Origin of the sequence: Paragemmobacter kunshanensis, assembly GCF_011059185.1 — a bacterium.
GTDB classification, from domain to species: Bacteria; Pseudomonadota; Alphaproteobacteria; order Rhodobacterales; family Rhodobacteraceae; genus Paragemmobacter; species Paragemmobacter kunshanensis.
On the sequence record NZ_JAALFE010000010.1, the window covers coordinates 99,172 to 124,410 of the forward strand.

At 65.1% G+C, this 25,239-nt stretch carries 26 protein-coding genes; 12 read left to right on the forward strand and 14 right to left on the reverse strand.

Going from position 1 to position 25,239, the window contains the following annotated elements; translation table 11 throughout:
• Positions 1 to 34 precede the first annotated feature (34 nt).
• Positions 35 to 2,479, reverse strand: coding sequence for a GcvT family protein (locus G5V65_RS11765; protein ID WP_165050260.1), 2,445 nt, complete (start codon positions 2,477 to 2,479; stop codon positions 35 to 37).
• 115 nt (positions 2,480 to 2,594) lie between these two features.
• Here G5V65_RS11765 and G5V65_RS11770 point away from each other — a divergent pair, with 115 nt between their 5' ends.
• A complete protein-coding gene (locus G5V65_RS11770) occupies positions 2,595 to 3,446 on the forward strand; it encodes a LysR family transcriptional regulator (protein ID WP_165050263.1) in 852 nt (283 codons plus the stop codon).
• A 72-nt stretch (positions 3,447 to 3,518) separates the two neighbouring features.
• On the opposite strand, the gene G5V65_RS11775 is transcribed toward G5V65_RS11770, so the two are convergent.
• Positions 3,519 to 4,175 carry a TetR family transcriptional regulator gene (locus G5V65_RS11775; RefSeq protein ID WP_165050265.1) on the reverse strand — a complete coding sequence of 219 codons (657 nt, stop codon included), beginning with the start codon at positions 4,173 to 4,175 and terminating at the stop codon, positions 3,519 to 3,521.
• A gap of 144 nt (positions 4,176 to 4,319) precedes the next feature.
• Here G5V65_RS11775 and G5V65_RS11780 point away from each other — a divergent pair, with 144 nt between their 5' ends.
• From G5V65_RS11780 to G5V65_RS11825, 11 genes are all read left to right on the forward strand, one after another.
• The gene (locus tag G5V65_RS11780; protein WP_165050267.1) at positions 4,320 to 5,450 is read left to right on the forward strand and encodes an aromatic ring-hydroxylating oxygenase subunit alpha; all 1,131 of its coding nucleotides are present in this window, start codon (positions 4,320 to 4,322) and stop codon (positions 5,448 to 5,450) included.
• Positions 5,447 to 6,655, forward strand: coding sequence for an aromatic ring-hydroxylating oxygenase subunit alpha (locus G5V65_RS11785; protein ID WP_165050270.1), 1,209 nt, complete (start codon positions 5,447 to 5,449; stop codon positions 6,653 to 6,655). Before G5V65_RS11780 ends, G5V65_RS11785 begins: the two co-directional genes overlap by 4 nt.
• A 62-nt stretch (positions 6,656 to 6,717) precedes the next feature.
• Entirely contained in the window at positions 6,718 to 7,821 is a 1,104-nt protein-coding gene (locus tag G5V65_RS11790; protein WP_165050272.1) for a polyamine ABC transporter substrate-binding protein, read from the forward strand.
• 2 nt (positions 7,822 to 7,823) lie between these two features.
• Positions 7,824 to 8,921 (forward strand): ABC transporter ATP-binding protein, encoded by a 1,098-nt coding sequence (locus G5V65_RS11795; protein WP_165050274.1) that lies wholly within the window; start codon positions 7,824 to 7,826, stop codon positions 8,919 to 8,921.
• 4 nt (positions 8,922 to 8,925) lie between these two features.
• Positions 8,926 to 9,426, forward strand: a complete 501-nt coding sequence (locus G5V65_RS22830) for an ABC transporter permease (RefSeq protein WP_343162844.1) — start codon at positions 8,926 to 8,928, stop codon at positions 9,424 to 9,426.
• Entirely contained in the window at positions 9,426 to 9,845 is a 420-nt protein-coding gene (locus tag G5V65_RS22835; protein ID WP_343162845.1) for an ABC transporter permease, read from the forward strand. The genes G5V65_RS22830 and G5V65_RS22835 overlap by 1 nt, the downstream gene beginning before the upstream one ends.
• Positions 9,842 to 10,681, forward strand: a complete 840-nt coding sequence (locus G5V65_RS11805; protein ID WP_165050277.1) for an ABC transporter permease subunit — start codon at positions 9,842 to 9,844, stop codon at positions 10,679 to 10,681. The genes G5V65_RS22835 and G5V65_RS11805 overlap by 4 nt, the downstream gene beginning before the upstream one ends.
• A complete protein-coding gene (locus tag G5V65_RS11810) occupies positions 10,674 to 11,543 on the forward strand; it encodes a dimethylsulfonioproprionate lyase family protein (protein ID WP_165050280.1) in 870 nt (289 codons plus the stop codon). The genes G5V65_RS11805 and G5V65_RS11810 overlap by 8 nt, the downstream gene beginning before the upstream one ends.
• Before the next feature lie 130 nt (positions 11,544 to 11,673).
• Positions 11,674 to 12,033 (forward strand): cupin domain-containing protein, encoded by a 360-nt coding sequence (locus G5V65_RS11815; protein WP_165050282.1) that lies wholly within the window; start codon positions 11,674 to 11,676, stop codon positions 12,031 to 12,033.
• 469 nt (positions 12,034 to 12,502) lie between these two features.
• Positions 12,503 to 12,952 (forward strand): hypothetical protein, encoded by a 450-nt coding sequence (locus tag G5V65_RS11820; RefSeq protein ID WP_165050284.1) that lies wholly within the window; start codon positions 12,503 to 12,505, stop codon positions 12,950 to 12,952.
• A gap of 145 nt (positions 12,953 to 13,097) precedes the next feature.
• The gene (locus tag G5V65_RS11825) at positions 13,098 to 14,159 is read left to right on the forward strand and encodes a YeeE/YedE family protein (protein WP_165050287.1); all 1,062 of its coding nucleotides are present in this window, start codon (positions 13,098 to 13,100) and stop codon (positions 14,157 to 14,159) included.
• Positions 14,160 to 14,162: 3 nt separating this feature from the next.
• Here G5V65_RS11825 and G5V65_RS11830 read toward each other — a convergent pair whose 3' ends face one another.
• The 12 genes from G5V65_RS11830 to G5V65_RS11885 form a co-directional block, all read right to left on the reverse strand.
• Complete coding sequence (locus G5V65_RS11830; RefSeq protein ID WP_394352239.1) at positions 14,163 to 15,110, reverse strand: MBL fold metallo-hydrolase; 948 nt, start codon at positions 15,108 to 15,110, stop codon at positions 14,163 to 14,165.
• A gap of 5 nt (positions 15,111 to 15,115) precedes the next feature.
• Entirely contained in the window at positions 15,116 to 16,021 is a 906-nt protein-coding gene (locus G5V65_RS11835; RefSeq protein WP_165050291.1) for an MBL fold metallo-hydrolase, read from the reverse strand.
• A gap of 68 nt (positions 16,022 to 16,089) precedes the next feature.
• The gene (locus G5V65_RS11840; RefSeq protein ID WP_165050293.1) at positions 16,090 to 17,355 is read right to left on the reverse strand and encodes an NAD(P)/FAD-dependent oxidoreductase; all 1,266 of its coding nucleotides are present in this window, start codon (positions 17,353 to 17,355) and stop codon (positions 16,090 to 16,092) included.
• A gap of 60 nt (positions 17,356 to 17,415) precedes the next feature.
• Positions 17,416 to 18,120 carry a c-type cytochrome gene (locus G5V65_RS11845; protein ID WP_165050295.1) on the reverse strand — a complete coding sequence of 235 codons (705 nt, stop codon included), beginning with the start codon at positions 18,118 to 18,120 and terminating at the stop codon, positions 17,416 to 17,418.
• Positions 18,121 to 18,125: 5 nt separating this feature from the next.
• Positions 18,126 to 19,265 (reverse strand): c-type cytochrome, encoded by a 1,140-nt coding sequence (locus tag G5V65_RS11850; protein ID WP_165050297.1) that lies wholly within the window; start codon positions 19,263 to 19,265, stop codon positions 18,126 to 18,128.
• Positions 19,249 to 20,544 (reverse strand): sulfite dehydrogenase, encoded by a 1,296-nt coding sequence (gene soxC / locus G5V65_RS11855; RefSeq protein WP_394352238.1) that lies wholly within the window; start codon positions 20,542 to 20,544, stop codon positions 19,249 to 19,251. Before soxC ends, G5V65_RS11850 begins: the two co-directional genes overlap by 17 nt.
• A gap of 25 nt (positions 20,545 to 20,569) precedes the next feature.
• Positions 20,570 to 22,264: a thiosulfohydrolase SoxB gene (gene soxB / locus G5V65_RS11860; protein WP_165050300.1), complete on the reverse strand. Its 1,695-nt coding sequence runs from the start codon at positions 22,262 to 22,264 to the stop codon at positions 20,570 to 20,572.
• Between the two features lie 122 nt (positions 22,265 to 22,386).
• Positions 22,387 to 23,250 carry a sulfur oxidation c-type cytochrome SoxA gene (gene soxA / locus G5V65_RS11865; RefSeq protein ID WP_165050302.1) on the reverse strand — a complete coding sequence of 288 codons (864 nt, stop codon included), beginning with the start codon at positions 23,248 to 23,250 and terminating at the stop codon, positions 22,387 to 22,389.
• Positions 23,251 to 23,278: 28 nt separating this feature from the next.
• Positions 23,279 to 23,608: a thiosulfate oxidation carrier complex protein SoxZ gene (gene soxZ / locus G5V65_RS11870; RefSeq protein ID WP_165050304.1), complete on the reverse strand. Its 330-nt coding sequence runs from the start codon at positions 23,606 to 23,608 to the stop codon at positions 23,279 to 23,281.
• 23 nt (positions 23,609 to 23,631) lie between these two features.
• Positions 23,632 to 24,051 carry a thiosulfate oxidation carrier protein SoxY gene (soxY, locus tag G5V65_RS11875; protein ID WP_165050306.1) on the reverse strand — a complete coding sequence of 140 codons (420 nt, stop codon included), beginning with the start codon at positions 24,049 to 24,051 and terminating at the stop codon, positions 23,632 to 23,634.
• Between the two features lie 29 nt (positions 24,052 to 24,080).
• Complete coding sequence (soxX, locus tag G5V65_RS11880; protein WP_165050308.1) at positions 24,081 to 24,554, reverse strand: sulfur oxidation c-type cytochrome SoxX; 474 nt, start codon at positions 24,552 to 24,554, stop codon at positions 24,081 to 24,083.
• Between the two features lie 102 nt (positions 24,555 to 24,656).
• The gene (locus G5V65_RS11885; RefSeq protein WP_165050311.1) at positions 24,657 to 25,232 is read right to left on the reverse strand and encodes a SoxW family protein; all 576 of its coding nucleotides are present in this window, start codon (positions 25,230 to 25,232) and stop codon (positions 24,657 to 24,659) included.
• Positions 25,233 to 25,239 lie beyond the last annotated feature (7 nt).

The following is a 25,239-nucleotide window of genomic DNA, read 5'->3' on the forward strand; positions in this document are numbered from 1 at the left end:
CGGGGGGCGCAAAGTCCCCCGGTCCCGCAGCCGATCACGCGCGCAACCGCTCGTTCTTCGCATCCCACAGCGGCGCATCCTCGCAGACCACCGCCCGGCACCGCTCGCCGAAGATTTCCACCTCGACCACCGTCCCCGGCACCGCGAGGTCCGCCCGCAGCATCCCCAGCGCCACGACCTTTCCAACCCGATGCCCGAAATAGCCGCTCGTCGTCTCCCCGACGACGGCCCCCTCATGCCACAGCGTCGACATGTAAGGCGGATCGCACTCCCCCGCTTCCACGGTCAGCGTCACGAAGCGCTTGGATACGCCCCGCTGCCTCTCCGCCTCCAGCGCGGCCTTGCCCCGGAAGTCGGGCTTGGCCCAATCCACGAACCGCTCCAGCCCGCCCTGCAAGACCGTGTAATCGGTCGAAAGGTCCCCCTTCCACGCCCGATACCCCTTCTCCACCCGCAAGGAATTCAGCGCGAACATCCCGAAGGGCCGCAGGCCCAAGGGCCGCCCCGCCGCCATCACCGCGTCAAAGACCGCAGGCGTATCCGCCACGCGGGAATGGATCTCCCACCCCAATTCCCCGGCAAAGCTCACCCGGAACAGCCCAACCTCCGCCCCCGCGATCCGCGCCATCTGAAAGGTCAGCCAGCCCTTGCCCAGATCGGCCTCGCACCCCGCCGCCACCAGAACCTCGCGCGCCTTCGGCCCCGTCAGGATCTGGGTCGACCATGCCTCCGTCTCATCCACCAGCGTCAAACCGGCAGGCAAGGTGGACAAGAGCCACTCCTTGTCATGCATCTGCGCGGTCGCCGCCGTGATCAGCAGCACCTCCTCCTCCGCGATCCGCGCCACCGACATCTCGGTGACGATCCGCCCCTTCCCATCCGCGAAATAGGCCAGCCCCAGCCGCCCCACCCCCGGCACGCGTCCCGTGATCTGCGCCGACAGCCACGCCACCGTCCCCGCGCCCGTCACCCGGAACCGGCTGAACCCCGGCAGGTCGAGGATGCCGCAGGCATCCCGCACCGCGAGGCACTCCTCCCGCACCGCACCGAACCACGGGCCTTCCCGGTCCCAGGTCCGCTGCGCCGCCTCGCTCACATCATCGCCGGGCCGCGCATACCACAGCGCCCGCTCCCACCCGTTATATGGCCCGAACTGCGCCCCCATCGCCGCCGTCCGGTCATGCACCGCCGACAGCTTCTTCCCCCGCCCCACAGGCCAGACGTGATGCGGGAAATGGATGGCATATTCATGCCCATAGACCTCCATCCCCTTCTCCACGCAGTATTGCGGGTCCTCGAACCCGGTAAAGCGGCGCGGATCACAGGACCACATGTCCCATTCCGTCGCCCCCTCTGTCACCCATTCGGCCAGAACCTTGCCCGCCCCGCCCGCCTGACAGATGCCAAAGGTGAAGACACAGGCCTCGAACGCATTCGGCACACCGGGCATAGGCCCGATCAATGGGTTCCCGTCCGGGGTATAGGGGATAGGCCCGTTGATCACCTTGGTCAGATTGGCCTGCCCCAGCAGCGGCACCCGCGCCATGGCGTCGTTGATATGCCACTCCAACCGCTCCAGATCATCCGGGAACAGCTGGAAGGAAAAATCCTCCGGCATCGGATCATCGGGCGTCGCCCAATGCGCGCGGCAGGGGTTCTCATACGGCCCCAGATTGAACCCGTATTTCTCCTGCCGCAGGTAATAGGACGAATCCACATCCCGCAGCAGCGGCAGCTTGTGACCCACCCCCTTGGACCACGACTCCAACTCCGGGATCGTGTCGAACAGCAGATACTGATGGCTCATCACCATCATCGGCAGATCGCGCCCGAACATCTTGGCGACCTCGCGCGCGTAGTAACCGGCGGCATTTACCACGATCTCGCAGCGGATCTCGCCCTTGGGCGTCTCCACCACCCACTCGTCGCCCTCGCGCCGCACACCCGTCGCGGGGCAGAACCGCTCGATCCGCGCCCCCATCGCCCGCGCCCCCTTGGCCAGCGCCTGCGTCAACTGCGCGGGGTCGATGTCGCCGTCATAGGGGTCATACAACGCCCCCGTCAGATCATGCGTCTCAAGGAAGGGATAGCGCGACCGGATCTCATCGGGCGACAGGATATCAAGGTCCATCCCCTGATACCGCCCCATCCCCACGACGCGCTTGAACTCCTGCAACCGCTCGCGGCTATGCCCCAGCCGCACCGACCCGGTCACGTGATAGTTCATCGGGTAATCGACGGCCTCCCCCAGCCCCCGATACAGCTGCGCCGAATAGCGCTGCATGTTCATGATCGACCAGCTGGACGAAAAGGTCGGCACGTTCCCCGCCGCATGCCAGGTGGACCCGGCAGTCAATTCGTTCTTCTCCAACAGGACGCAATCCGTCCACCCCGCCTTGGCAAGGTGATACAGCGACGACGCCCCCACCGCGCCCCCGCCAATGATCACCACCCGCGCGCTCGTGGGAAAATCCGCCATCTCGCCCTCCGTCCATTCCGCGCGGAAGGATGACAGCCAAACCCTGCCCTTTCAATTCGGCCCCGACCCGCCTATTGATCGGAAAACCCGATTAGGCAGCCCCCCTCACGCACCCATGCAGATCGACCATCTCGAAACCTTCCTCGACCTCTGCGAAACCCGCAGCTTCAACCGCACGGCAGAACGGCTGGGCCTTACGCAATCCACCATCTCCGCCCGCATCGCCGCCTTGGAACAGGCGCTGGGATCAAAACTCTTCACCCGCTCCCGCGCCGGAACCGACCTCACCACCGAAGGTGCGCGGTTTGAGCCCCATGCCCGCGCCCTGCGCCATGAATGGCACGAGGCGCGCCGCCGCATCCAGGTCCCCGACCGCGCCGCCCACCTGATCCGTCTCGGCATCCAGAACGACCTTGCCGCCCAGCATATCGGCGAATGGATCGCCGATTTCCGCCGCGCGCTCCCCGATACCGCCTTCTACATCGAACCCGATTATTCCAACCAGATGTGCGCCGATGTCCTGACGGGCATCCTCGACTTCGCCGTGATGTATTCCCCCAAACCCCACCCCGACCTGCACTTCTCGGAACTGGGCGAAGTCACCTATCGCATGATCAGCACCGACACCGACCGCCGGGCCGAGGTGAACCCCCAGACCTTCATCTTCGCCCATTTCTCGCCGATGTTCGAAGCGATGCACCGCGACCTGACGCCGGAATTCGCCTCCGCCCCCGTCTCGGTGGGCCAAAGCGCGACGGTCGCCTCCCTCCTCACCGCGATGGGCGGCGCGGGCTATGTGCTGGAACGCACCGCCACCCAGATGCTCGCCTCGGGCCGCTTCCGCGAGGTGACGGATGCCCCAGTCCTGCGCCAGCCGGTCTATGCCGCCACCCACCTGCGCCACCGCATCACGCCCCTGCACCGCAAGCTCCACCGCATCCTGCAGCGCCGCCTGACGGGGCGCTGACCCCGGGATCAGCTGCCTCTCGGTGCATACGCCCTGCTGCACTGCGCATCTGCACCGGGCGTTGCACACCCTTCAGGGCCCGGAAAGCCGCCCCTCGGCCCCGAAGTGCCGCGGAAAGAAGGCCGCCGCCGCCGCCCAGACCGTGGCCATCGCCTCCTCCCGGTCATAGGGTGCCTGCATCGTCATCAGGTCCAGCCAGACCCCTTCGGTCACCACCCGCAGCACCCGCGCGATCCGCCCGGCATGGCCGGGATAGCCGCCAAGACTTAACAGATCATCGCAAAGACGCTCCAGAACATCCTGATATTCCTGATCATTTGATCCGCAATGCTCCTGGTACATCGGGCGGCTCTGCGCCTCACCCCAGAAGGAACACCAGGCCGCCAGCTTTTCCGGCGTGCAGATCGCCGGGGCGAAATCCGAAGCCATCAGCGCCGCGATCCTGTCGGCGGGGTGATCCGACGCCCCCGCCAGCGCCGCCTGCCAATTGGCGCGATACTCCTCCGACAGGTGATCCAGCGTCGCCGCCAGCAGCTTTTCCTTTGATTCAAAATGGAAATTTGCCAATCCATGCGAAAGCCCCGCCCGCCGGGCCACCTCGCCCAGCGTGGTGCGCGCATAGCCATGGTCGGCCATCACGGCGATGGTCGCCTCGATCAGTTGCAGCCGGCGCTCCCCCCGGCTCAACTTCCGGCGCGGCGCGGCGACAGCTTCCGTCAAACTGGCCATTTTCCATCCTCGCCCATCACTCGCCCATCCTTTCCATAGCCGCATGGCGCTGGAAAACAAGGGATTTCCGCAGTCTTCACCATTTTGATTGACAGTTCAATCAGATTCCAGCGACCATCTGCAAAGCTGTAAATGAGATTCCCGATGCCCGCCCCCCAAGGCCCGCTGCTCGATCACTGCCCCCCCGGCTTGCCCCCGGACGCCTATCGCGGCGCCGACTGGTTCGTCCGCGAAATGGCGGGGCCCTGGTCGCGCCACTGGGTCGCCGCGGGCCGCCTCTCCGATCTGCCGCCGGGCCGGATGCGGCGCATCATGGTGGGCGCGCATCCCGTCCTGCTCTGCCATGATGTTGGGGGGAAACTCTCCGCCTTCCACAACATCTGCCGCCATCGCGGGGCCGAGCTTTGCGCAGCCGGGGAACAGCCGCTGGGCAAGCGCATCTCCTGCCCCTATCACGCCTGGGCCTACAGCGCCGCCGATGGCCGCCTCATCGCCACCGGCCATGCCCGCCCCACGGCGGATTTCGATGCCGCGTCCCATGGTCTGCGCCCGGTCGCGATCAAGGTCTGGAACGGCTTCATCTTCCTGTCCTGCGCCGAAGATCCCGCCCCCCTCAGGGCGGATGTTCCCCTGTCGATTTTCGACAATTGGCCCATGGATCAATTGGTTACAGGTCATCGTTGGGAAAACGAGATTGCCTGCAACTGGAAGGTTTTCTGGGAAAACTACTCCGAATGCCTGCATTGCCCCGGCATCCATCCCGAACTCTGCGATCTGGTCCCGGTCTATGGCAAGGGCGTCATGGCCCATGACGAGCGCCCCGACTGGACGCCCGACCAGCCCCCCGCGCCCCCCCTGCGCAGCGGCGCGCAAAGCTGGACTCTGACAGGCCTGCCCGCCGCCGCCCCCTTCCCCGGTCTGACCGCCGCCGAACGCGCGGCGGGGCATACCTTCCTCACGCTCTGGCCCTCTCTCTTCGTCGTGGCCCATGTCGATTACGTCCGCTCCGTCCGCGTGGAACCGCTTTCCCCCACCCGGATGCGCCTGGTTGCGGAATGGCATTTCGCCCCCGAAACCCTTGCCGACAGCGCCTTCGATCCCGCCCAGGTCGCGGCTTTCGCGAAACTTGTTCTCACACAGGACGCCGCCGCCTGCGAGATGAACCAGCGCGGCCTTTCGGCACCCGCCGCCATGACCGCCCGCCTGATGCCCGAGGAATACGAGCTTCACCGCTTCCACCAATGGGTGCTTTCCGAGATGGAGATCCCGACATGACCACGCATCCCCTGCGCTCTCAGCCCGTTCCCAACAGTTGGGACAGGCGCGGCCTTCCGGGCTGGACCTATCATTCCCCGGCGCTGTTCGATCTTGAACGCGACCATGTCTTCCTGAACCACTGGCAGGTGGTCGGCCATGTGAACGACCTGCCCGAAAAGGGCGACTGGATCACCTATGACATGCTCGGCGAACGCGCCGTCGTGATGCGTGGCGCCGATGGCGAGGTGCGCGCCTTCCACAACCTCTGCCGCCACCGCGGCGCGCGTGTGGTGGATGGCGACCGGGGCCAGTGCCGCGGCTCCATCGTCTGCCCCTTCCACGGCTGGGTCTACAACCTTGACGGCACCCTGCGCGGCGCGTCGCAGCCCACCAGCTTCGACAGCATGGATCGCGCGAAGTTCGGCCTGAAACCCATTGAAATGCAAACATTCCACGGGTTCATATTCCTGCGTTTCCACCCCGGCCCGCAGGCCGATATCGCCGATCTCCTCGCCCCCTTCGATGCCGATTTCGCCGCCTACCGCACGGCTGACATCCTGCCCGTCGCCACGCCTTACTGGTCAACCGAACTGCCGGTGAACTGGAAATCCGTCCGCGATGTCGACAATGAAGGCTATCATGTCCCCCTCGCCCATCCGGGCCTGCAGGATCTTTATGGCCGCGACTATCGCGACATCTTCCTGTCCGACGGGCTGAACATCTCCATCGGCCGCTACGGCGATACGCCCGGGCGGCTCTGGTCCGTGCGCCACTACAACCGCCTGTCCCGCGCGCGCGATCACCTGCCGCCGCATCTGGCCGGGGCCTGGACCTATTATGGCCTATTCCCCCAGATCGTCTTCGCCTTCACCCCGGAAGGCGTTCAATACTATCACGAAATCCCGCTTGGCCCCGGCCTTACCCGGCTGACCGGCCGCCTCTATCGCAACCCCGATGAATCCCGGCAGGAACGGCTTGCCCGCTACCTTGCCATGCGGATCGACCGCGACACCTCGGCCGAGGATCAGCAGCTTTCGATCTGGTCGAACGAATCCATGAAATCCTCGGCCTTCGACAATTTCCACCTCTCCGATCTGGAATGGGGCCTGCGCCGCCACCATGACGACCTGCGCGCCCTTCTGCCCGTGATGAAACTCGACACCCCCCCGCCCGAGGATCGCATGGCCGCGGTCAATCAGGAAATGCTTGGCGCGACAGGCTGATCGCGCTTAGCCTTGCAGGATCAAGACCGGAACACCGGCACGCAGACAACAGGGAGACCGCCATGAAACTGACCCGTCGCAACGCCCTTCTGACGCTTGGCAGCACCTTGGCTGTCCCCTATGTCCGCCCCTCCTGGGCGCAGGCCGGCACCGTGAATGTCTACAACTGGTCCGACTATATCGGCGAAACCACCATCGCGGATTTCGAAGCCGAAACCGGCATCGGCGTGGTCTACGACCTTTACGCCAGCGCCGAAGAGATGCAGGCCAAGATGCTGGCAGGCTCCACAGGCTATGATGTCGTCGTCATGGCGGGCCTGTCGCTGCCGCAATTCGTGACGGCGGGCGTCTATCAGAAACTGGATCGCAGCCGCCTTTCGGGCTGGTCCAACCTTGATCCTGCCATCCTGAAGATCGTCGAAGGCTTCGATCCGGGCAACGAATACGGCGTTCCCTACATGTGGGGATCGGTCGGCATCACCTATAACCTCGACATGGTGCGCGAACGCCTGCCCGACGCCAACCTTGCCTCTCTCGACACGCTGTTCAAACCGGAAAACGCCGCCAAACTGGCCGATTGCGGGATCTCCATCCTCGACAGCCCCACCGATATCGGCTTCATGGTCCTCAGCTATCTGGGCATTGATCCCAACACCGCAGGCCCCGCCGAATATGCCAGGATGGCCGAGGCTTTCGCCCCCATCCGCGACTATATCGCCACCTTCGACAACGCCAATTACCTGACCGCCATCCCCAATGGCGAACTCTGCGCCATCAACAACTGGTCGGGCGATTACGGCGTGGCAAAGGCGCGCGCCGCCGAAGCCGGGATCGAGATGGACCTTGCCTATTTCGTGCCCGAAACCGGCGCCCCGGCATGGTTCGATCTGCTCTGCCTGCCCTCGGACGCCCCCAATACCGACAATGCCTATGCCTTTGTCGATTACCTTCTGCGCCCCGAGGTGATCGCCGCCTGCACCAACTACACGGGCTATGCCAATGCCAACAAGGCGGCAACGCCGCTGGTCGACCCCTCCATCGCAGGCGATCCCGCCGTCTATCCCGATGAGGCGACGCTGGCGCGCATGTATACCCCCGCGGCCCAGACCGAAGAACAGGACCGCGAGATCACCCGCATCTGGGCCACCATCAAGTCCGGCGGCTGATCATGACCGGGGCCAGCGCGCCGTTCCTCAGGATCGAGGGCGTTTCAAAGACCTTCGGCACCTTTCAGGCGGTGCGCGACGTGTCGCTGACCATCACCAAGGGCGAAATCTTCGCCCTTCTCGGCGGCTCTGGCTGCGGAAAGACCACCCTCCTTCGGATGCTGGCCGGGTTCGAGGAACCCAGCGCGGGCCGCATCTTCCTCGATGGGCAGGACATGACGGGCGTCCCCCCCTGGGAACGCCCCGTCCACATGATGTTTCAAAGCTATGCGCTCTTTCCCCATATGACGGTGGAAAAGAACGTGGGCTACGGGCTGAAGCACGAACGCATGTCCGCCCCCGAACGGGCCGACCGCGTGCGCGCCATGCTGGATCTGGTGCAACTCACCCCCTTCGCCCAACGCAAGCCGCATCAGATCTCGGGTGGCCAGCGCCAGCGCGTGGCCCTTGCCCGCGCCCTTGCCCGCCAGCCAAAGCTTCTGCTTCTGGACGAACCTCTCGCCGCGCTGGACAAGAAACTGCGCGAACATACCCAGTTCGAACTGATGTCGATCCAGGAACGGACGGGCGTCACCTTCATTGTCGTGACCCATGACCAGGAAGAGGCGATGACCCTGGCTGATCGCATCGCCGTCATGGATCGTGGCCAGGTGCAGCAGGTCGGCCCCCCCGGCGAGGTTTACGAACATCCCGCCTCGCGTTTTGTGGCGAACTTCCTCGGCTCCATCACCCAGTTCGAGGCGACGGTGACCGCCGTCAACGGCACCCGCGCGCGCCTCTCCGTTCCCGCCTTCGCGGCCGAGGTCGAAACCGGCACCCTGCCCGGCCTTGCCGTGGGGGAAAAGCTGACCCTCGGCCTGCGCCCGGAAAAGGTGGCGCTTCAGCGCGACCCTCCCGATGCGGCGAATGTCCTGTCGGGCGAGGTGAAGGATCTGGCCTATTTCGGCAAGGACAGCCTCTATCGCGTCATCCTGCCGGGCGGTGGCCTGATGTCGGTGCATGCCGTGAACGCCCGGCGCGGCGGCGATGCCCGCCCCGACTGGCATGATCGCGTCTGGCTCAGCTTCGAGCCCGCCGCCGCCATCCTGCTGCGGGAGTGACGCGATGCAAACCCGCCTGTCGCGCTGGTTCAACGGCAAGGGATGGTCAGACCTGATCATCGGGCTGCCCTATCTCTGGCTCGTGCTGTTCTTCCTGTTGCCCTTCGTGATCGTCCTTGCCATGAGCGTGGCCACCCGCACTCCGACGGCCCCGCCCTTCGGCTATGGCGGCGAGAATCCGCTTGTGAATTTCAATGGTTACGCCCGTCTCTTCACGGACGATCTTTACATCCGCTCCTTCCTCACCTCACTGGGCAATGCCGCCGTCGCAACGATCCTCTGCCTGCTGATCGGCTATCCGATGGCGCTTGGCCTGACCCGCGTCTCGAAGGGCTGGCGCAACATCCTTCTGATGCTGGTGATCCTGCCCTTCTGGACCTCGTTCCTTCTGCGCGTCTATGCCTGGATGGGGATGATGGGCAAGAACAGCTGGTTCAACCAGATGCTCACCAGCGCCTGGAACTGGATCACGCCAGAAGGCTGGGCCGCACCTCTCTGCCGCTGATGCATTCGAACTTCGCCGTCGTGCTGGTCATGGTCTATACCTACCTGCCCTTCATGATCCTGCCGCTCTATGCCAGCCTCGAACGGCTTGACCCGACGCTGGATGAGGCGGCGATGGACCTTGGCACCCGCCCCTTCGGCGTCTTCCGCGACGTGACGCTGCCGCAATCCATCCCCGGCATCGTGGCGGGCGGGCTTCTGGTCTTCATCCCCGCTGCCGGGGAACTGGTGATCCCCTCGCTTGTCGGCGATGCGGCAAGCCCGATGATCGGGCGCGTCATCTCGGACGAATTCACCTCGGCGCGGGATTGGCCCATGGCCTCCTCCGTCGCGGTGGCGCTGCTGCTGATCATGGTCATCCCCACCATGCTCTACAGCCGCTATCAGGCCAAGGCCGACGGGGCAGAGGCAAAGCCATGAACCGTCGCCCCTGGTTTCTCTTCACCGTCCTCTGCTTCGGCTTCGCCTTCTTCTACGTGCCGATCCTGTCGATGATCGTCTATTCCTTCAACGAAAGCCGCCTTGCCACCGTCTGGGGCGGCTTCTCGACGAAATGGTATGTCTCGCTTCTGTCCAACCGCCAGGTCGGGGCGGCGCTGGTCCTGTCGCTCAAGATCGCCGTCATCTCTGCCTCTATCGCCACGATCCTCGGCACGCTTGCCGGCATCGCACTGGCGCGCTTCACCCGCTTCCGGGGCCGCCTGCTCTTCTCGGGCCTCGTCACCGCCCCGCTTGTCATGCCCGAGGTGATCACCGGCATCTCCTCGCTCATGCTCTTCATCCTGATGGCCGACTGGATCGGCTGGCCCGGCCAGCGCGGATTTACCACCATAACGCTGGCGCATATCACCTTTTCCATGGTCTTCGTCACCACCATCGTCCAGGCCCGGATGATCCAGTCCGACCGCGCGATCGAAGAGGCCGCGATGGACCTCGGCTCGCGCCCCTGGCAGGTGATGTGGGACATCACCCTTCCCACGATCTTCCCCGCCATCCTTTCGGGCTGGCTTCTGGCCTTCACCATCTCGCTCGATGATGTGGTGATCACCTCCTTCACCACCGGCCCCGGCAACACCACCCTGCCGCTGCTGATCTGGTCCAAGGTCAAGCTGGGCGTCACCCCCGATATCAACGCGCTGGCCACGCTCACCGTGCTGGCCGTCGGCACCGGCGTCGTGATTGCGGGCATCATCCTCAACCGCGCCGAACGCCGCCGCGTTCTGGACGAACGCATGGCCTACCGTTCCAATGACTGACCGCCCCGAAACCCTGCTCGACCTTCCCCTCGGCACGCCCGGGGCCGGGCGGATCCGCTATGGTGCCGCCATGGCCCTGTATCAGCAGGGCAAGCTTTCCCCCGCGGAACTGGAGGCATGGCGCATCGCCGCCGCCTCCGACAGCCGCCCCGCCGATGAGGTGCTGGCCGCCCATGGCCTGCCCGCCCCACCCCGACAAAGCCCGGACGCCGCCGCCACCCTCTCTCGCCTGATGGAGGAGGCGGGCGCCTATCTCGCCCCGCTGCATTGCCCCGGCGCGGCCGAACTGCGCCGCGTGCTGGCCCGCCGCAGCCCCGCTGCCCTGCAGCCAGCCGCGCAGGGCCTGCCCGTCGTCACGGCCCATCTCGCCGCCGCCCTTGCCGCGCTGGCGGCCACGCACCCGGCCCTGTCAGCCGCCATTGCCGCTTCCGCCCCGCATCTTGGCTGGCGCGTCTATGACAGATACCCCCCCGAAGAGATCGGCATCGCCTTTGCCACGGGCCATGCCTTCTGCCCGCTGCTCGGCCCCGATGCCCCCTTCGCCGAGGAGACGGCCGAATTCGGCCTCTTCCTCATCGCGCCCCATGTGCTTTACCGCGATCACTGCCATGCCGCGCCCGAACTCTACCTGCCGCTGACCGGCCCGCATGGCTGGCGCTTCGGCCCCGACCGGCCCCTGATCGTGAAGCCTGCGCATCGCCCGGTCTGGAACGATCCGCACCGCCCCCATCTCACCAAGGTCGGCCCGACCCCCTTCCTCGGCTTCTACGGCTGGACGGGCGACATCGACGAACCGGCCCGCGTCCTGCCCGCCACCGACTGGCCGCAGCTCGAAGCCCTGCGCCTGATGGCCGAACCATGATCCGCCCCGTCCCCCGATGCCCCCCCGCCCTGCGTCTACGGACGAGCATTCCTGGCCGTCCCGATACCCCCTTCAAGGGCCGCGCCGTCCATCGCGCGACCCGCTTCTTCTGACAGAAAGGCCCGATCCCATGTCCTTCACCAAAGACGAACGCCGCATCGCCAACATCAAGGAGGCCGCCTTCACCCCCTTCGTCTATCCCGATGGCGTGGCCCTCGGGGACGAGATCCTGCAACTCGACAGTGACAAGCCGCTCGGCGAAGGTTTCCACGTCTATCGCATGCCCGCCGGGATGCGCACCCGCACGCATATCCACAACGGCCATGAACAGTTCCTCATCCTCGAAGGCGAACTGATCGAAGATGACGGCACCGTCTTCCGGCCCGGTGATCTGGTCTTCTACCGCGACGGCACCGAACACAATTCCTACACCCCGAACGGATGCCTCCTTGCCGTCCATATCGTCGGCCCCGAAACGCCGACCGAATGACCGCCGAATCGCGCTGCGAATCGCCCTGCCCTGCATCGGGGCGGGGCGCCAAGTTTTGATCCATTTTTTCAATATCTTGTTAACGATTCCTAGCTTTCCGGATTGAGGACGCGGGATCGTTTCCAGAACGTCCAAAGACCCGCCGCAGAACAGGAATTGGCCACAACCTCCGCGCGGCACCTCTCCCTAATCGGTTGCGATGTGTCCGAATTGTGGTAACAATTTGACTCAAGGCGAGCCCATTCGCCGCCCGCATGTCGGCCTCGCGCCGGATCGGGAAAGCCGGATCGCAGATGGTGGGGGCCATCCGCAAGACCGGCCAGGGCGCAGGACGGAAGGCCCAAGCTGCCAGGGTGTGTGTTATGTGTGTTCGTGTTTCGCAAGCCGTCTTCGACGGCGGGTCAGTCCCCCACGGGACAATCGCCCGAAAGTCATCCCAGCGCGCCTCTCGCCGCGAAGGGGGTGCCGCATGGGCCTGATGCTTCCCACACAGGGCCCCTCTGCCTTTGTCGCCGCCACCCCTGCGCTTGAAAATGTCCAGGCGGTCGAGGCCGTGATGCTCTCGCAGGGTCTGCGCCTGCGCGTCGGTCCCCGTCCCGACGATCTCTGCCCGGTCGAGGAACTGTCGATCGGCGAACCCGTCTGGGATCTCGCCAGCCAGCGCCTGATCGACATCGAGGCGATGTCCTGCGCCACGCTCGATACCGCGCGCCTGGCCGAACTCGGCCTGCGGGCGCAAACGCTGCCGATGCAGGGGGGCCTCGGCTATCTCGCCCTGTCCTCCACCCGCCTTGCCGCCACGCCGCTGCGTCCACAGCCGGAGACAGGCCCGATCGTGTTCTTCCGGTTCTGGCCCGAAGCCCGGCTCGTGGCCGAAATCGAAGGCCGCGCCGTCCTGTTCCGCCACAGCCTTCTGTGACTGGGGGCCGGATCGCGTGATCCTGCCCTGCCACAGGGCATAAGGATCCCCGTCTGATCTGGATCAGAGACAGCAACCCGGATTTCCGCAAGACTGGCAAGGTCGGCGCGATTGGCATGCCGCCGCCTGATCAGGGGATTGCCGGATGGATCTGACCTATCTGCTCGACCATGTCGACGAAGCCCTTCTCGGCGCGCTGCTGGGGCTGTTCGTGGGGGGCGTGTTCGGTATCGCGGCCCAAAGGTCTTCCTTCTGTCTCAGGGCGGCGACCGTGGAATTCGCCCGTGGCCAGCTTGGCCCCCGCACGGCCGTCTGGCTGCTTGCCTTCTCGACGGCCGTGATCTGGGTTCAGGCGGCGCGGCTGGCCGGGCTCTTTGCCCCGGAAGAGGCACGCATGATGGCGGTCACCGGATCCTGGTCCGGGGCCATCATCGGCGGGCTGATGTTCGGCGCGGGCATGGTGCTGGCGCGCGGCTGCTCGGGGCGCCTGCTGGTGCTTGCCGCAACAGGCAACCTGCGCTCGGTCATCTCGGGCCTGGTCTTCGCCGTGACAGCCCAGATGGCGCTGCATGGCTGGCTTTCCCCTTTGCGCAACTGGCTGGCCGGGCTGTGGACAACCCCGAACGGCCGCAACATCGACATGCTCGCCACTCTTGGCCTGCCGGACGGGATGGGGCTTGTCCTCGGGCTGGCCACGGCAGGAATGGCACTCTGGCTGGCGGCCCGCCACGCCATCGGCTGGGTGCAACTCGTCTTCGCCTCGGGCGTGGGCTTTGCCATCGCGCTCGGCTGGGTGCTGACCTTCAGCCTCTCTCAGCAGGCCTTCGATCCCGTCACCGTGACATCCGCCACCTTTTCGGGTCCCTCCGCCAATACGCTGATGTTCTTCCTGACCGAAAGCCCGGACCTGGATTTCGACATCGGCCTGGTGCCCGGCGTCTTTCTCGGGGCCTTCATCGCCGCCGCCCTGTCGCGCCAGCTTCGGTTTCAGGGCTTTGACGGCGAAAGCCAGATGCGCCGGTCGCTGACAGGGGCCGTGCTGATGGGCTTCGGGGCGATGCTGGCGGGCGGCTGCGCCATCGGCGCGGGTGTCACCGGCGGCTCGATCTTCGTGGCCACCGCCTGGATCGCGCTGCTCTGCATGTGGATCGGCGCGGTGATCACCGATTTCCTTGTCGATCAGGCAGGCCGCACCGTGGCGGCCTGATCCCTATTCGAATTCCATCTCGGCAAAGACCACACCGGCATTCTTCGTGGCCAGTTCCTCGAAGGTGTCCAGATGCGCCCAGGCCGACTGGTCCACGTAATAGGCCCCGGCCAGATCGCCGCCCGCGTCCAGATGCGCGCCGATCTTCGCCCGCAGATCCACCAGATAATCATGCGTGTAACGCGTCACCTGCGCCAGGTTCGTGGGATGCCCATGGCCGGGGATCACGTAAGTCGGGGCAAGCGGCGCGAAAGCCGTCTCCCATGTCTCGATCCAGCAACTGGTGCAGGTGCCTTCAAAGATCGGCGGCATGCGCTCGTGAAAGGCGATGTCGCCTGCGATCATCATCGACCAGGCCGGTATCCAGACCTGCGTATCCCCGGGCGAATGCGCAGGCCCCAGATGCAGCACCTCGACTGTGACACCCCCCATCTCCACCACCTTGCGGTCGGTGAAGGTCTCGCTCGGCAGGGCGATCACCGTGCCCTCGGCATTCGGCCCGGCATAGCGCTGCAGCGCCGCCAGATCCTGCGCCGACCCATCGGCGAATTCCGCCGCCGCCTCTTCATGGGCAAGGATCGGCACGCCCTGCGCCGCCCAATAGCCATTGCCCAGCATGGAATGGCCCTGCCCGTTCTCGTTGATCACCAGCCGGACAGGCTGCGCAGTCACCGCCCGGATCTCGGCATGCAGCGCCTCGGCCAGCTTCCAGCTCGCCCCGGAATTCACCACGATCACCCCGTCCCCCGTCACGATGAAGGACAGGTTGTTGTTATGTCCCGCATTCTCCATCGTCGGCGGCGCCGTGGCCCCGATGGCGGAAAAGACATGCGGGATCACCTCGACAGGTTTCGAATAAAGCACCGATTGCGGATACTGGTCCGCGATATCCTCTGACGCGGACAGGGGCATTCCTGCCCAGGTGGCGGCCATCAGCCAGGCAAGGCGCATCCGCATCACGCCTCCACGAAGCGATAGCCGCTTTCCGCCCGCTCCACCCGCCCGATCCCGCCGCCCGGCAGGTGATAGCCGATCATCGGCATCCCCCCCTCGGCCAGCCGCTCCAGCAAGGCGACCCGCGTCGCCGCCGCCATCGCCCCATCCTGATCAGAGCCCGAGGCCCAGTCCGGCCGCTCGAAGGCCACGTGATGATTGCCGATGGCATCGCCCACGACCATCGCCCCCCCGGCCCCGATCTCCCAGGCCAGATGTCCGGGCGTATGACCCGGCGTCAGCCGCGCGATGATCCCCGGCAGCACCTCGTCGCCATCCGCGACAAGCCGCACCACATCGGCAATCACCGCAAGCCGCCGCGCCGCGCCGACGGCGAAACTCGCCCGCGCCTCGCCGATGCTGTCCACCGTGGCCGGGTCCATCCAGTAGTCGAATTCCGCCTGCCCCATCACGAATTCCGCCGCCGGAAAGACCGGCTCGTCGAATTCATCCAGCAGACCCCACAGATGATCGGGATGCCCATGGGTGAACAGCACATGCGTCACCTCCTCTTCGCTGATCGCCAGCACCTCCATCGCCTCGGCCAGCTTTCCCGCGCTCGGCTGGAAATCCGGGCCTGATCCCACGTCGAACAGCACGACATTCGCGCCATCGCGCAGCAGCGACACATTGCAGGGCGGCGTCAGCTGATCCGTGGGCAGGCCATATCTGGCGACGATCTCCGCCATCTCGTCCTGCGGCATCCCCCCCAGGATGAAATCCCCCGGCAGGACCAGCGATCCGTCCGACAGCGTGTCGATCTGCACCCCGCCCAGCGTCAGCGTCGATCCCGCCCAAAGCCGCCGGGGAAGCATCGGCCCCGCGGCCGTGGCCAGCGCGGCAGTCAGGATATGGCGTCGTGTCAGCATCTTCTTGTCCGTCTCTGCGAAAGGTGCGGGCATCCCGCCAGGATGCCCGCCAGTCTGGGAGGAACGCGTCAGCCGAACATGTCGGCGGTGATCCCGGCATACCAGCCGAGGGATTCCTCGTAGGTTGCCTTGCGCAGCGCGGCATCCTCGCCCGTCGCGCTGATGAAACTGTCGACCGAGGCGATCTTTTCCGGCGTCGGCTCATAGGATGCGCCGACCTTCACCCCATCCTCGGGCGCGATCAGCGACCAGCAGGTATTGGTGTATTTCGCAGGGAAAGCCTTCGATCCCGTCAGTTCCGCCCGGATCGTCATCACAGCCACCTTGGCCTGGCTGTTGGCGGCAAAGCCCGATTTCGGCATGTCGCCCTGCGCGCTGGAATCGCCCAGCACATAGACATTCTCATCCGCCTTGGACTTCATGCTGTCGGGATGCACGGGCGCCCAGCCGCTGTCATCGGTCACCCCGGCGATCTGGGCGATCTTGCCCGCGATCTGGCCCGGGATCACGTTGCAGCAATCCACCTTCTGCACCTCGCCATCGACGACGATCTCCATCGTCTCGGGGCGCACCTCGACCGCGGCACCCCCGAATTCGGGGCCGACCCATTCCACCATGCCGTCATAATGCAGCCCCCAGCCTTCCTCGAACAGCGCCTGCTTGGAATACTTGTCCTTGGGATCAAGGATCAGGATCTTCGCCGTCGGGTTCTTCTGCTTCAGGACATGCGCCACCATGCTGATCCGCTCATAGGGGCCGGGCGGGCAGCGATAGGGATTGGGCGGCGCGACCATGGCGAAGGTGCCGCCCTCGGGCATCGCCTCCACCATCGCCTTCAGAAGCTGCGTCTGCGGCCCGGCCTTGTAGGCATGGGGCATGATCTCGGCATGCGCATCGACCGACCAGCCGGGAACCGAGCCCTCCTTGAAATCTATCCCCGGCGACAGGATCAGCCGATCATAGGGCAGCACCTGCCCCCCGGCCAGCGTCACCGTCCGCGCGGCCCGGTCCACGCCCGTGGCCATGTCGTTGATGACCGTCACCCCGCCCGCGGCCACCTTGTCATAGCCGTGCTGCAGGCTTTCGAATTCCCGGAACCCGCCGATATAGAGGTTGGAGAAGAAGCAGGTCGTGTAGATCGGATTTGCCTCGACCAGCGTCACATCCAGCGCGCCTGCGCTGTCCTTGGCAAGGTAGCGTGCCGCCGTGGCCCCGCCGGCACCGCCCCCGATGATCACCACCCGGGGCTTTGCCTGCCCCCAGACCATGGGCGCAGACAGGGCTGCCCCCGCCGCAAGGGTCGTTCCGATGAAAAGACGTCTGTTCAGTTTCATGCGCGTGTCCTCCCTGATTGCGAATGATCCGGACCCGGTTTCTCCGGGCCTCGCGGCTTGTCACTTCAGCGTGGCGAAATAGGCAGCCAGGGCTGCAATCTCGTCATTCGACAGGCGCCCCGCCATCATCTGCATCACCGGATGGGGGCGCAGCCTGTCCTTGTAGGCATGCATGGCGACGACGAAATCCTCTTCCGGCCAGCCAGTCACCGACGGGATGCCCTGATCCGATCCATCCGCCTGATGGCAGGTCGTGCATTCCGACGACAGGTAGGCGCCGTAATCCGGATCCCCCTGAATGGCGAGGATCGCGGGATCCACCGCATGATCCGTCATGATCGCCGTCGGCTCCGCCTCGGGGATGTCGCGCGGCTTGTCCGACCATTCGCGGATATAGGCCAGAAGCGCCAACCGCGCCTCGGGATCCGCCATGCCGCGATAATTCATCCGCGTGCCGGAAACCAGGGCCTTGGGATTGTGGACATAGGCATCCAGCGTCTCCAGCGTCCAGGTCAGCCCATCCGCCCCCATCCGCGCCATCGACTTGGAATAGGTGAAATCCTCAAGCGCCCCGGCCCGACGCCCGAACAGCCCGTTCAACCGCGGCCCGACCCGGTTCTTCGCCCCTTCCCCGATCTGGTGGCAGGCGGAACATTGCTTCTTGAACAGCGCCTCGCCCCGTTCGGCATCCCCGATCTCCTCCGCCCCCGCCGCCACGGCAGCAAGGGCGAAGAGGGCCAGCAGCGATGGAAACCGGCCCCCCATCCCCGTCACTCCGCGAAAGTCGCCAGATAGGCGATGATCGCATCGCGTTCCTCGGGCTTCTTCAGGCCCGCGAAGGTCATCTTCGTGCCCTTCATGAAGGCCTTGGGGTTCTCGAGGAAGGCATGCAGGCTTGCCGCATCCCAGACCAGCCCGCCCGCCGCCATTTCCGCCAGCGGTTTGGAATACTTGAACCCGTCCACCGTTCCGGCCGCCCGGTCGATCATCCCGTTCAGCACCGGCCCCGTCGCGTTCTTCGCGCCGTCACCCACCTTGTGGCAGGCCGCGCATTTCTTGAAGACCTTCTCGCCCGCCGCGATCAGCTCCGGATCAGCCCCCGCCTCCTCGACCACGGCCTCCTCGACCACGGCCTCCTCCGCCACGGCTTCCGGCTCGGCCGCGGGCTCTTCCACGACCGCCTCGCCTTCCGCCGCCACGGCGACAACCTCAGCCCCGCCTTCCGTCGCCACCGCGGCGCGCAGGTCCGGCAGGCTGCCCGCCGGACGCCCGTCCGGATCTTCCGGCGTCACGTTCAGATCAACCGCGCGCTTGGTGATCTTTGGCACACCTTCCGCGCAACCCGTCATGCAGGGCTCGCCCTTGAACAGCACATATTCCGTCTCGGGGCGGTCATCGGGATAGAAGCCGTCATTGTTGGGCAGGACGATCTCGGTGAAATTCTCGTTCGTCAGGACGAAATCCTCGTCCACCAACCCGTTGGAATACAGAAGGAAGGCGGTGATCGCATAGGTCTCGTCCACGCTCACCGTCTGGGCCGAACCGAAGGGCATCGACCGATGCACATAATCCCAGACCGTCGAAAGATGCGGCCAGTAGCTGCCGATGGTCTTCACCGGGCGCGGATCGGTCAGCGACCCCTCGCCCCCGGCCAGCACCGGCCAGCTGTCCAGCCCTTCGGCGAATTCCCCATGGCAAGAGGCGCATTTGTCAGCAAACACCTCTTCCCCGGTCAGCACATCCCCCGACCCGGGCTTCAGCCCCTGCCCGTCCGGCAGCACGGACACGTCCCAGGCGGCAATCTCTTCGGGCAGCGCCGCCCGGCCCAGCCCCAGCGTTTCGGCCATGACCGGGCCCGTGGTCAGGAAAAGCGCGCAGGAGGCCAGCAGAAGCTTACGCGATCTCGACATTCTCGACCTCCCCATCCGCCTTGACCCACCAGGTCTGGATGCCGTTGTTGTGATAGACATTGTTCAGGCCGCGGATTTCGCGCAGGGCCTGCTTGGTGGGCTGCACATAGCCCGTCTCGTCCACCGCCCGCGATTGCAGGAACAGCTCCGACCCGTCCCAGTCGATATCCAGATGGAACCGCGTCAGCGCCTTCTTCTTGGCATCGCCCGAGATGCGCGCCGTCTGCCAGTTGCGCCCGCCATCCAGCGACACATCCACCCGGTTAATCGCCCCGTTGCCCGACCAGGCCAGTCCGCTGATCACCAGCGGCCCCTTGCCATGCCGGATCGGCACCTGCGGGCTGGGCGAGGTGATGACCGATTTCGCATCCATCACCCAGGTCCATTTCCGCGCCCGGCCATCGGGCATCAGATCGGTATACTTCGACGTCTCTTCCCGGCTTTCCACCGCGCGGTCATAAACCCCGATCCGGCGCAGCCACTTCACCCACATGTTGCCTTCCCAGCCCGGCACGACCAGCCGGACAGGATAGCCATGTTCCTTGCGCAGCGCCTCGCCATTGGCAAAGAAGGCGACCATCACATCGTCCAGCGCCTTTTCCATCGGGATGGACCGCCCGTTCGAAGACGCATCCGCCCCCTCGACATAGACCCATTTCCCTTCCGTCTGCACCCCGGCCTCGGCCAAGAGGTCGCGCAGCATGACGCCGGTATATTCCATGTTGTGGATCATGCCTTGGGTGTACTGGCAGCCCTCAAGCTGCGCGCCACCCCATTCCATGCCCCCATTCGCCGCGCATTCGCAGAAGGCCGTCGTCACATGGCGCGGGAAGCGGGTCAGATCCTCATAGGTAAAGACCAGCGGCCGATCAACCAGCCCGTTGATCATCAGCCGGTAATCCTGCTTCGACAATTCGATGGCGCCGGAATGGTGCCGTTCAAAGGCGCAGCCCTGCGGCGTGATCGTGCCTTCCAGCGCATGGATCGGCGTGAAGTTGATCGACGAAACCGGGCTTTCCGTCAGCCATTCCACATTGCGCCGCGTGACATGGGATTCAAACCGGATCGGCATGCCATAGGGCGCCGCATCCACCGCATCCCCGAACGAGGATGCCCAGTCCTGCACCTCGGTGATCAGCGGATCGGGCCCTTCCGCCCGCGCCGCCCCGGCCCCCGCCACCAGCCCGGCCCCGGCCAGGGCCGAGTTGCGCAGGAAACCCCGGCGCGACGGGCCGCGCCCCTCTTTCGTCGTCTCTTCAGACATGCGTTCGTCAGTCATTGGCGCACGGTCCTTTTCGCTGATCTCAAATGCCGGTCACGGTGACCGAATCTCGCGGTTCCACCTTCACGGTGCCAAGCTTGCGGATATGGGCCTCGACCACGTCCCAGATCTGCGGCCCTTCGGTGCCTTCGTTCACGCTGGCCCAACCGGCCACCGTGTAGGATTTCGCGGCATCAATCGCCTCGCCCGTATCGGTCAGCGTCAGGTTGCCGATGCGCTTGCCGATCTCCTGCGTGACGTCGATGGAAAACCCAAGGCCGCCCACCCGCACCATGTCGCCGCCCTGCTGGTAATAGGGGTCGGGGTTGAACAGGTTGTCGGCCACGTCCTCAAGGATTGTCCGCAGCGTCTCGCCCGTCATCTCGGTCCGGTAGCAGGCGCCATAGGTCATCGAGGTGACGTTGTGGATATCCTCGCGCGTGATCGCATCGCCTGGCATCAGCGATGCCCCCCAGCGCACCCCGGGCGACATGGCGATCTGCGCATCGCGTTCCGACCGGATCGCATCGCAGATCAGATCATCCCAGGTCCCTTGGAAATTGCCGCGCCGGTAAAGCAGGCTTTCCGTCGTGCCGATCTTCTCTTCCATCTGCTCTTTGAACGGCGCGCGTTCCGTCTCGATCATCGCGGCCATGTCGGCATCCGGCGTGATCACGTCTGCAAAGATGGGGATCAGCTTGTGCCTGAAGCCCATCATCCGCCCGTCCCGCACATCCAGATCGACCCGGCTCACGAATTTCCCGTGGCTGCCCGAGGCGATCAGGATCGTCTCGCCCACCAGAACCGGCTCGGGGATCGCGTCATGGGTATGGCCGGTCAGGATCACGTCGATCCCCTTCACCCGCCCCGCCATCTTGCGGTCCACGTCGAACCCGTTATGCGACAGGCAGACCACCAGATCGACACCCTCGGCGCGAACCTCGTCCACCATCTCCTGCATGCGCTCTTCGCGGATGCCGAAGCTGTATTCGGGGAACATCCATTTCGGGTTCGCGATGGGCATATAGGGGAAGGCCTGCCCGATCACCGCGATCCGCACGCCGCCGCGTTCAAAGATCGTATAGGGCTCGAAGGCCGGCTCATCCCATTCCGCGTCGAAGATATTCGCGCCAAGGAACGGGAATTTCAGCTGTGTCTCGACGATCTCCTTCACTCGCTCGGTGCCATAGGTCCATTCCCAATGGCTCGTCATCGCCTCGACGCCCAGCGCATTCATCACATTCACCATGTCCTGACCCTTGGTCAGGAAACTGCTCATCGACCCGTGCCAGGTATCCCCTCCATCCAGGATCAGCGCCTCGGGCCGCGCCGCGCGGATGGATTTCACCACCCTCGCCACCCGATCCATCCCGCCCATGCGGCCATAGGTCTTGCCCAGCGCGGTGAAGTCCTCGTAGGTCAGCGCATAGGCCTCGGGCGAGGCCGGGGTCAGCTTGAACATCTCGATGAAGTCGCGGCCCACCACATGCGGCGGCTTGCCCTTCGCATCGCCCACGCCGATGTTCCATTCCGGCTCGCGGAACCAGATCGGCTTCAACTGGGCGTGGATGTCGGTGACATGCACCAGCGTGACATTCCCGAAATCCTCGAAGGCCAGAAGCTGGTCCTCGGTCAGCGCCTGCTGCGCCGCCAGCTTCGACCAGTTGCCGAACCCCGATATCCCCAGGATGGCCGAAGCCGCCACCGATGCCTGCAGGAATTCGCGCCGCGTGATCATCCGTCTGTCTCCTCTGGGCATGCGTCCACGCATCGCGCCTATGGCGCGTCCGTGCTGCCCGATTGTCCCGAAAACCCGCGCCCCTGGATCACACCCGGGGCGCGCGGCAATGCCTCAAGCGGTCAGTGACGAACCGACACGCCTTCCACGCTCAGCCCGTTCCCGCGCGACGCGACATACAGTTCCAACGCCTTGAACTCGTCCGAATCCGGCTTGAACGTCTCGGCCCGCGTGTCGCGGACACAGCCCACAAAGCGCTGCTGTGCCGAAAGAATCCCCGCATCCTTCAGTCGATAGACCGGGAACCCGTTGATCTGACCCTGCGACAGGTGATCGGCCCGGATCATCTGGCCCTGATTGTCCTCGTGGCAATTCGCGCAAGACATCTCAAGCTGGCCAAAGCGGGTGTAATAGATCTCCTTGCCCTTTTCCCAGAACGGGGCCGCGGCGCCGTCGATGGCCACATTCACCACCTCGCCCCGCGACTGCATGGAGATCAGCGCCAGCATGTCCTTCATCTTGTCGCTGGTCATGCCCCAGGCCTCAAGGCCCATCCGCTCGGTCACGCATTCGTTGACATAGTTCTCGACCGTCATCAGCGCGCCCGTCCCGGCATCGACGCGCGGCGTCACAGCGCGCAGGCCCTTCATCGACTCGGGCCCTTCATGGCAACCGGCGCAGCTTTCGCCCTTGGCCCCGATCTCCTGGTTCCACAGATCCATCCCCCGGTCGACAAAGACCATCCCGGGATTGTCGAAATCGTCCCGCTGCAGATCGCGCGTCTCATCCTCGCGGTAATGCCAGCCGGAATAGATCGTATCCATCACATCCTTCAGATGATCCGGCGCCGTCGTCGTCGTCACGAACTCGATCGCGCCATCGTCGGTCTCGACGACCAGCGTATCCTCGACCGGGTCGGCAAGGGCCGTGCCCGCAAGGGCAAGGCCAAGGGCCGTGGCGGCCAATCCTGATTTGGTTGCTCGCATGCGCTTGTCCTCCCTGTCGGCGCTGCGGTCAGGCGACGGCGATGGGCTTCACGTCTTCGTAGACGGAGCCATCATCATCATACCAGGTGAACTTGAATTCACCGGCCGCATCCACCTTGGCGTCGAACTCGAAATAGGGGTTCGTCGACACCGCCGGATCAATCGCCACATCCACCACATTGACCCCGTTCAGGTCGCAGGTGAAGCGGTTGATGATCGACCGCGGGATCAGCTTGCCCTCGGCGTCCTTGCGCTGCCCGGATTCCATCTTGTGGCTGATCAGGGCCTTGATCGTGACCACCTCGCCCGCGGCTGCGGATTTCGGCACTTTCACGCGGGGTTTTGCATCATCTGCCATGGTATATCTCCCTCTCCCTGATCTCAGCCGCCGCAGCCGCCGATGGTGACCTTCACGGTCGCCTGCGCCTGCACGATCGACCCGTCGGCCATCTTGGCCATGGCGATCACATCCTGCGTCTTGGCCAGGCGGATGCGCGTCGCCGCGCGCTGGCTGCCTGCCGCCGGCCCGAAGGTGAAGGTCGCCACCGCAGGCTCGGGGTTGCCCGCCGCCAGCAGCAGGATCGCCACCGCGCCGGGGGCATCCACCTCGACCGGAACCGTATTGCCGTTCTCGGCGATCTCGGGCGTCGTCAGCGTGATGCCGCCCGCCCCCGCCGCCGCGCCACCCGTGAAGGCCGCCGTCAGTTCCTCGACCGTGGCCGCCGCACTCAGCCCCGGAAAGGCCGCCGCGGCGATCCCGCCAAGGCCAACCCAAAGGGCGTTCCGTCTGGAAAGGTTCATCGTCATCTCCTTGGCTCTCCTCTGGGCCGTCATTCCTTAAGGGTCATCAGAAAGGCCACCACATCCTCGATCTGCTGCGCCGTCAGGATCGGCGGCAGGTCTCCCTCGGGCGCCTTGCCCGAATAGGCGGCGCCGGGGCGGATGAAGCCTTCGGTCTTGTAGAAGGCGGGCATGAAGCTGCCCTCGAAGGTCATCTTCGCATTGGCGACGATGCCGCGCAGCTGCGCCTCGGACCAGCGGTCCGCCACCCCGTCCAGCGGCGGCGCGATGGTGCCGGGGAATTGCACATTCGGGATGCCGTTCACCTGATGGCAGGCAACGCAATTGCCCAGCGCATTGGTGGTCATCACCTTGGCGCCCTCCTCAGGATTGCCCGGCATGCCCGAAAGCGAAGCCTCGATCGCCCCCTCGACGAAGGCCACATCCTTGGGTGCCGTCTCAGACATTGCCGGCACCGCCGCGGCAAAAGCCGCCACCGCCGCCAGCCAAAGCCGACCAGTCATTGCGATCCTCCCTGATCTCTCCCTGCCCTCACGATAACAACGGGATGCGACGGCATGCAACAGAAATATATGTATCTGTGAATATTCCTATATATAGGCTATTCAATCACTTGCGCCCTGCTGTTCCAGGGCCATCTGCTCGGCGACGAATTTCTGGAAATGCTCGCCCGACTCATAGCCATGGTCGCGGACCCATGTCAGCAGCGCCGCCGTCGTCCCCTTGCCAAAGGCCCCCGGCATCATCGCGACCGAGGCATCGGCCGCCGTCGCGCCCTCGGCCACCTCTTCGGGCAGGAAGATCAGCGTGGGCGTGAACATCACGCCCCAGCGCACGGCCATCTCCTTCTCGCTCAGTGCGGTGCCGTCGAAATCGGTCACCTCCACATCGCCGAACAGGTTCAACTGCACCACGAAATAGCTCTCGCGGATCAGCGCATCGACCTTTGGGTCGGGAAAAATCTCTTCATGCATCTTGGTGCAATAGATGCAGCCCCGCTGCTCCACCGTGATCAGCAGGCGCTTGCCCTCGGCATTGGCCTCGGCCAGATCCTCGCGCAGATCCTTGAAGGTCTCGCGCAGCCAGTCGGGCTTGTGCAGCCCGTCATCGCCCAGTTCCACCGCCATCGCGGGCAGCGCCGAAAGCACCAGCGCCGCCATCATCCCTGCAAGCCGCGTCATCGCATCC

Excerpts from the sequence above, each read along its gene's own strand:
- G5V65_RS11885 (WP_165050311.1), bottom strand. The coding sequence starts at position 25,232 with ATGACGCGGCTTGCAGGGATGATGGCGGCGCTGGTGCTTTCGGCGCTG.
- G5V65_RS11815 (WP_165050282.1), top strand. The coding sequence starts at position 11,674 with ATGTCCTTCACCAAAGACGAACGCCGCATCGCCAACATCAAGGAGGCC.
- G5V65_RS11765 (WP_165050260.1), bottom strand. The coding sequence starts at position 2,479 with ATGGCGGATTTTCCCACGAGCGCGCGGGTGGTGATCATTGGCGGGGGC.
- soxC (WP_394352238.1), bottom strand. The coding sequence starts at position 20,544 with ATGACTGACGAACGCATGTCTGAAGAGACGACGAAAGAGGGGCGCGGC.
- G5V65_RS11795 (WP_165050274.1), top strand. The coding sequence starts at position 7,824 with ATGACCGGGGCCAGCGCGCCGTTCCTCAGGATCGAGGGCGTTTCAAAG.
- G5V65_RS11845 (WP_165050295.1), bottom strand. The coding sequence starts at position 18,120 with ATGGGGGGCCGGTTTCCATCGCTGCTGGCCCTCTTCGCCCTTGCTGCC.
- soxA (WP_165050302.1), bottom strand. The coding sequence starts at position 23,250 with ATGCGAGCAACCAAATCAGGATTGGCCGCCACGGCCCTTGGCCTTGCC.
- G5V65_RS11820 (WP_165050284.1), top strand. The coding sequence starts at position 12,503 with ATGGGCCTGATGCTTCCCACACAGGGCCCCTCTGCCTTTGTCGCCGCC.
- soxB (WP_165050300.1), bottom strand. The coding sequence starts at position 22,264 with ATGATCACGCGGCGCGAATTCCTGCAGGCATCGGTGGCGGCTTCGGCC.
- G5V65_RS11810 (WP_165050280.1), top strand. The coding sequence starts at position 10,674 with ATGACTGACCGCCCCGAAACCCTGCTCGACCTTCCCCTCGGCACGCCC.
- G5V65_RS11770 (WP_165050263.1), top strand. The coding sequence starts at position 2,595 with ATGCAGATCGACCATCTCGAAACCTTCCTCGACCTCTGCGAAACCCGC.
- G5V65_RS11825 (WP_165050287.1), top strand. The coding sequence starts at position 13,098 with ATGGATCTGACCTATCTGCTCGACCATGTCGACGAAGCCCTTCTCGGC.
- G5V65_RS22830 (WP_343162844.1), top strand. The coding sequence starts at position 8,926 with ATGCAAACCCGCCTGTCGCGCTGGTTCAACGGCAAGGGATGGTCAGAC.
- G5V65_RS11830 (WP_394352239.1), bottom strand. The coding sequence starts at position 15,110 with ATGCGCCTTGCCTGGCTGATGGCCGCCACCTGGGCAGGAATGCCCCTG.
- G5V65_RS11835 (WP_165050291.1), bottom strand. The coding sequence starts at position 16,021 with ATGCTGACACGACGCCATATCCTGACTGCCGCGCTGGCCACGGCCGCG.
- G5V65_RS11840 (WP_165050293.1), bottom strand. The coding sequence starts at position 17,355 with ATGAAACTGAACAGACGTCTTTTCATCGGAACGACCCTTGCGGCGGGG.
- G5V65_RS11775 (WP_165050265.1), bottom strand. The coding sequence starts at position 4,175 with ATGGCCAGTTTGACGGAAGCTGTCGCCGCGCCGCGCCGGAAGTTGAGC.
- G5V65_RS11805 (WP_165050277.1), top strand. The coding sequence starts at position 9,842 with ATGAACCGTCGCCCCTGGTTTCTCTTCACCGTCCTCTGCTTCGGCTTC.
- soxX (WP_165050308.1), bottom strand. The coding sequence starts at position 24,554 with ATGACTGGTCGGCTTTGGCTGGCGGCGGTGGCGGCTTTTGCCGCGGCG.
- G5V65_RS11850 (WP_165050297.1), bottom strand. The coding sequence starts at position 19,265 with ATGTCGAGATCGCGTAAGCTTCTGCTGGCCTCCTGCGCGCTTTTCCTG.
- G5V65_RS22835 (WP_343162845.1), top strand. The coding sequence starts at position 9,426 with ATGCATTCGAACTTCGCCGTCGTGCTGGTCATGGTCTATACCTACCTG.
- soxY (WP_165050306.1), bottom strand. The coding sequence starts at position 24,051 with ATGAACCTTTCCAGACGGAACGCCCTTTGGGTTGGCCTTGGCGGGATC.
- G5V65_RS11790 (WP_165050272.1), top strand. The coding sequence starts at position 6,718 with ATGAAACTGACCCGTCGCAACGCCCTTCTGACGCTTGGCAGCACCTTG.
- soxZ (WP_165050304.1), bottom strand. The coding sequence starts at position 23,608 with ATGGCAGATGATGCAAAACCCCGCGTGAAAGTGCCGAAATCCGCAGCC.
- G5V65_RS11785 (WP_165050270.1), top strand. The coding sequence starts at position 5,447 with ATGACCACGCATCCCCTGCGCTCTCAGCCCGTTCCCAACAGTTGGGAC.
- G5V65_RS11780 (WP_165050267.1), top strand. The coding sequence starts at position 4,320 with ATGCCCGCCCCCCAAGGCCCGCTGCTCGATCACTGCCCCCCCGGCTTG.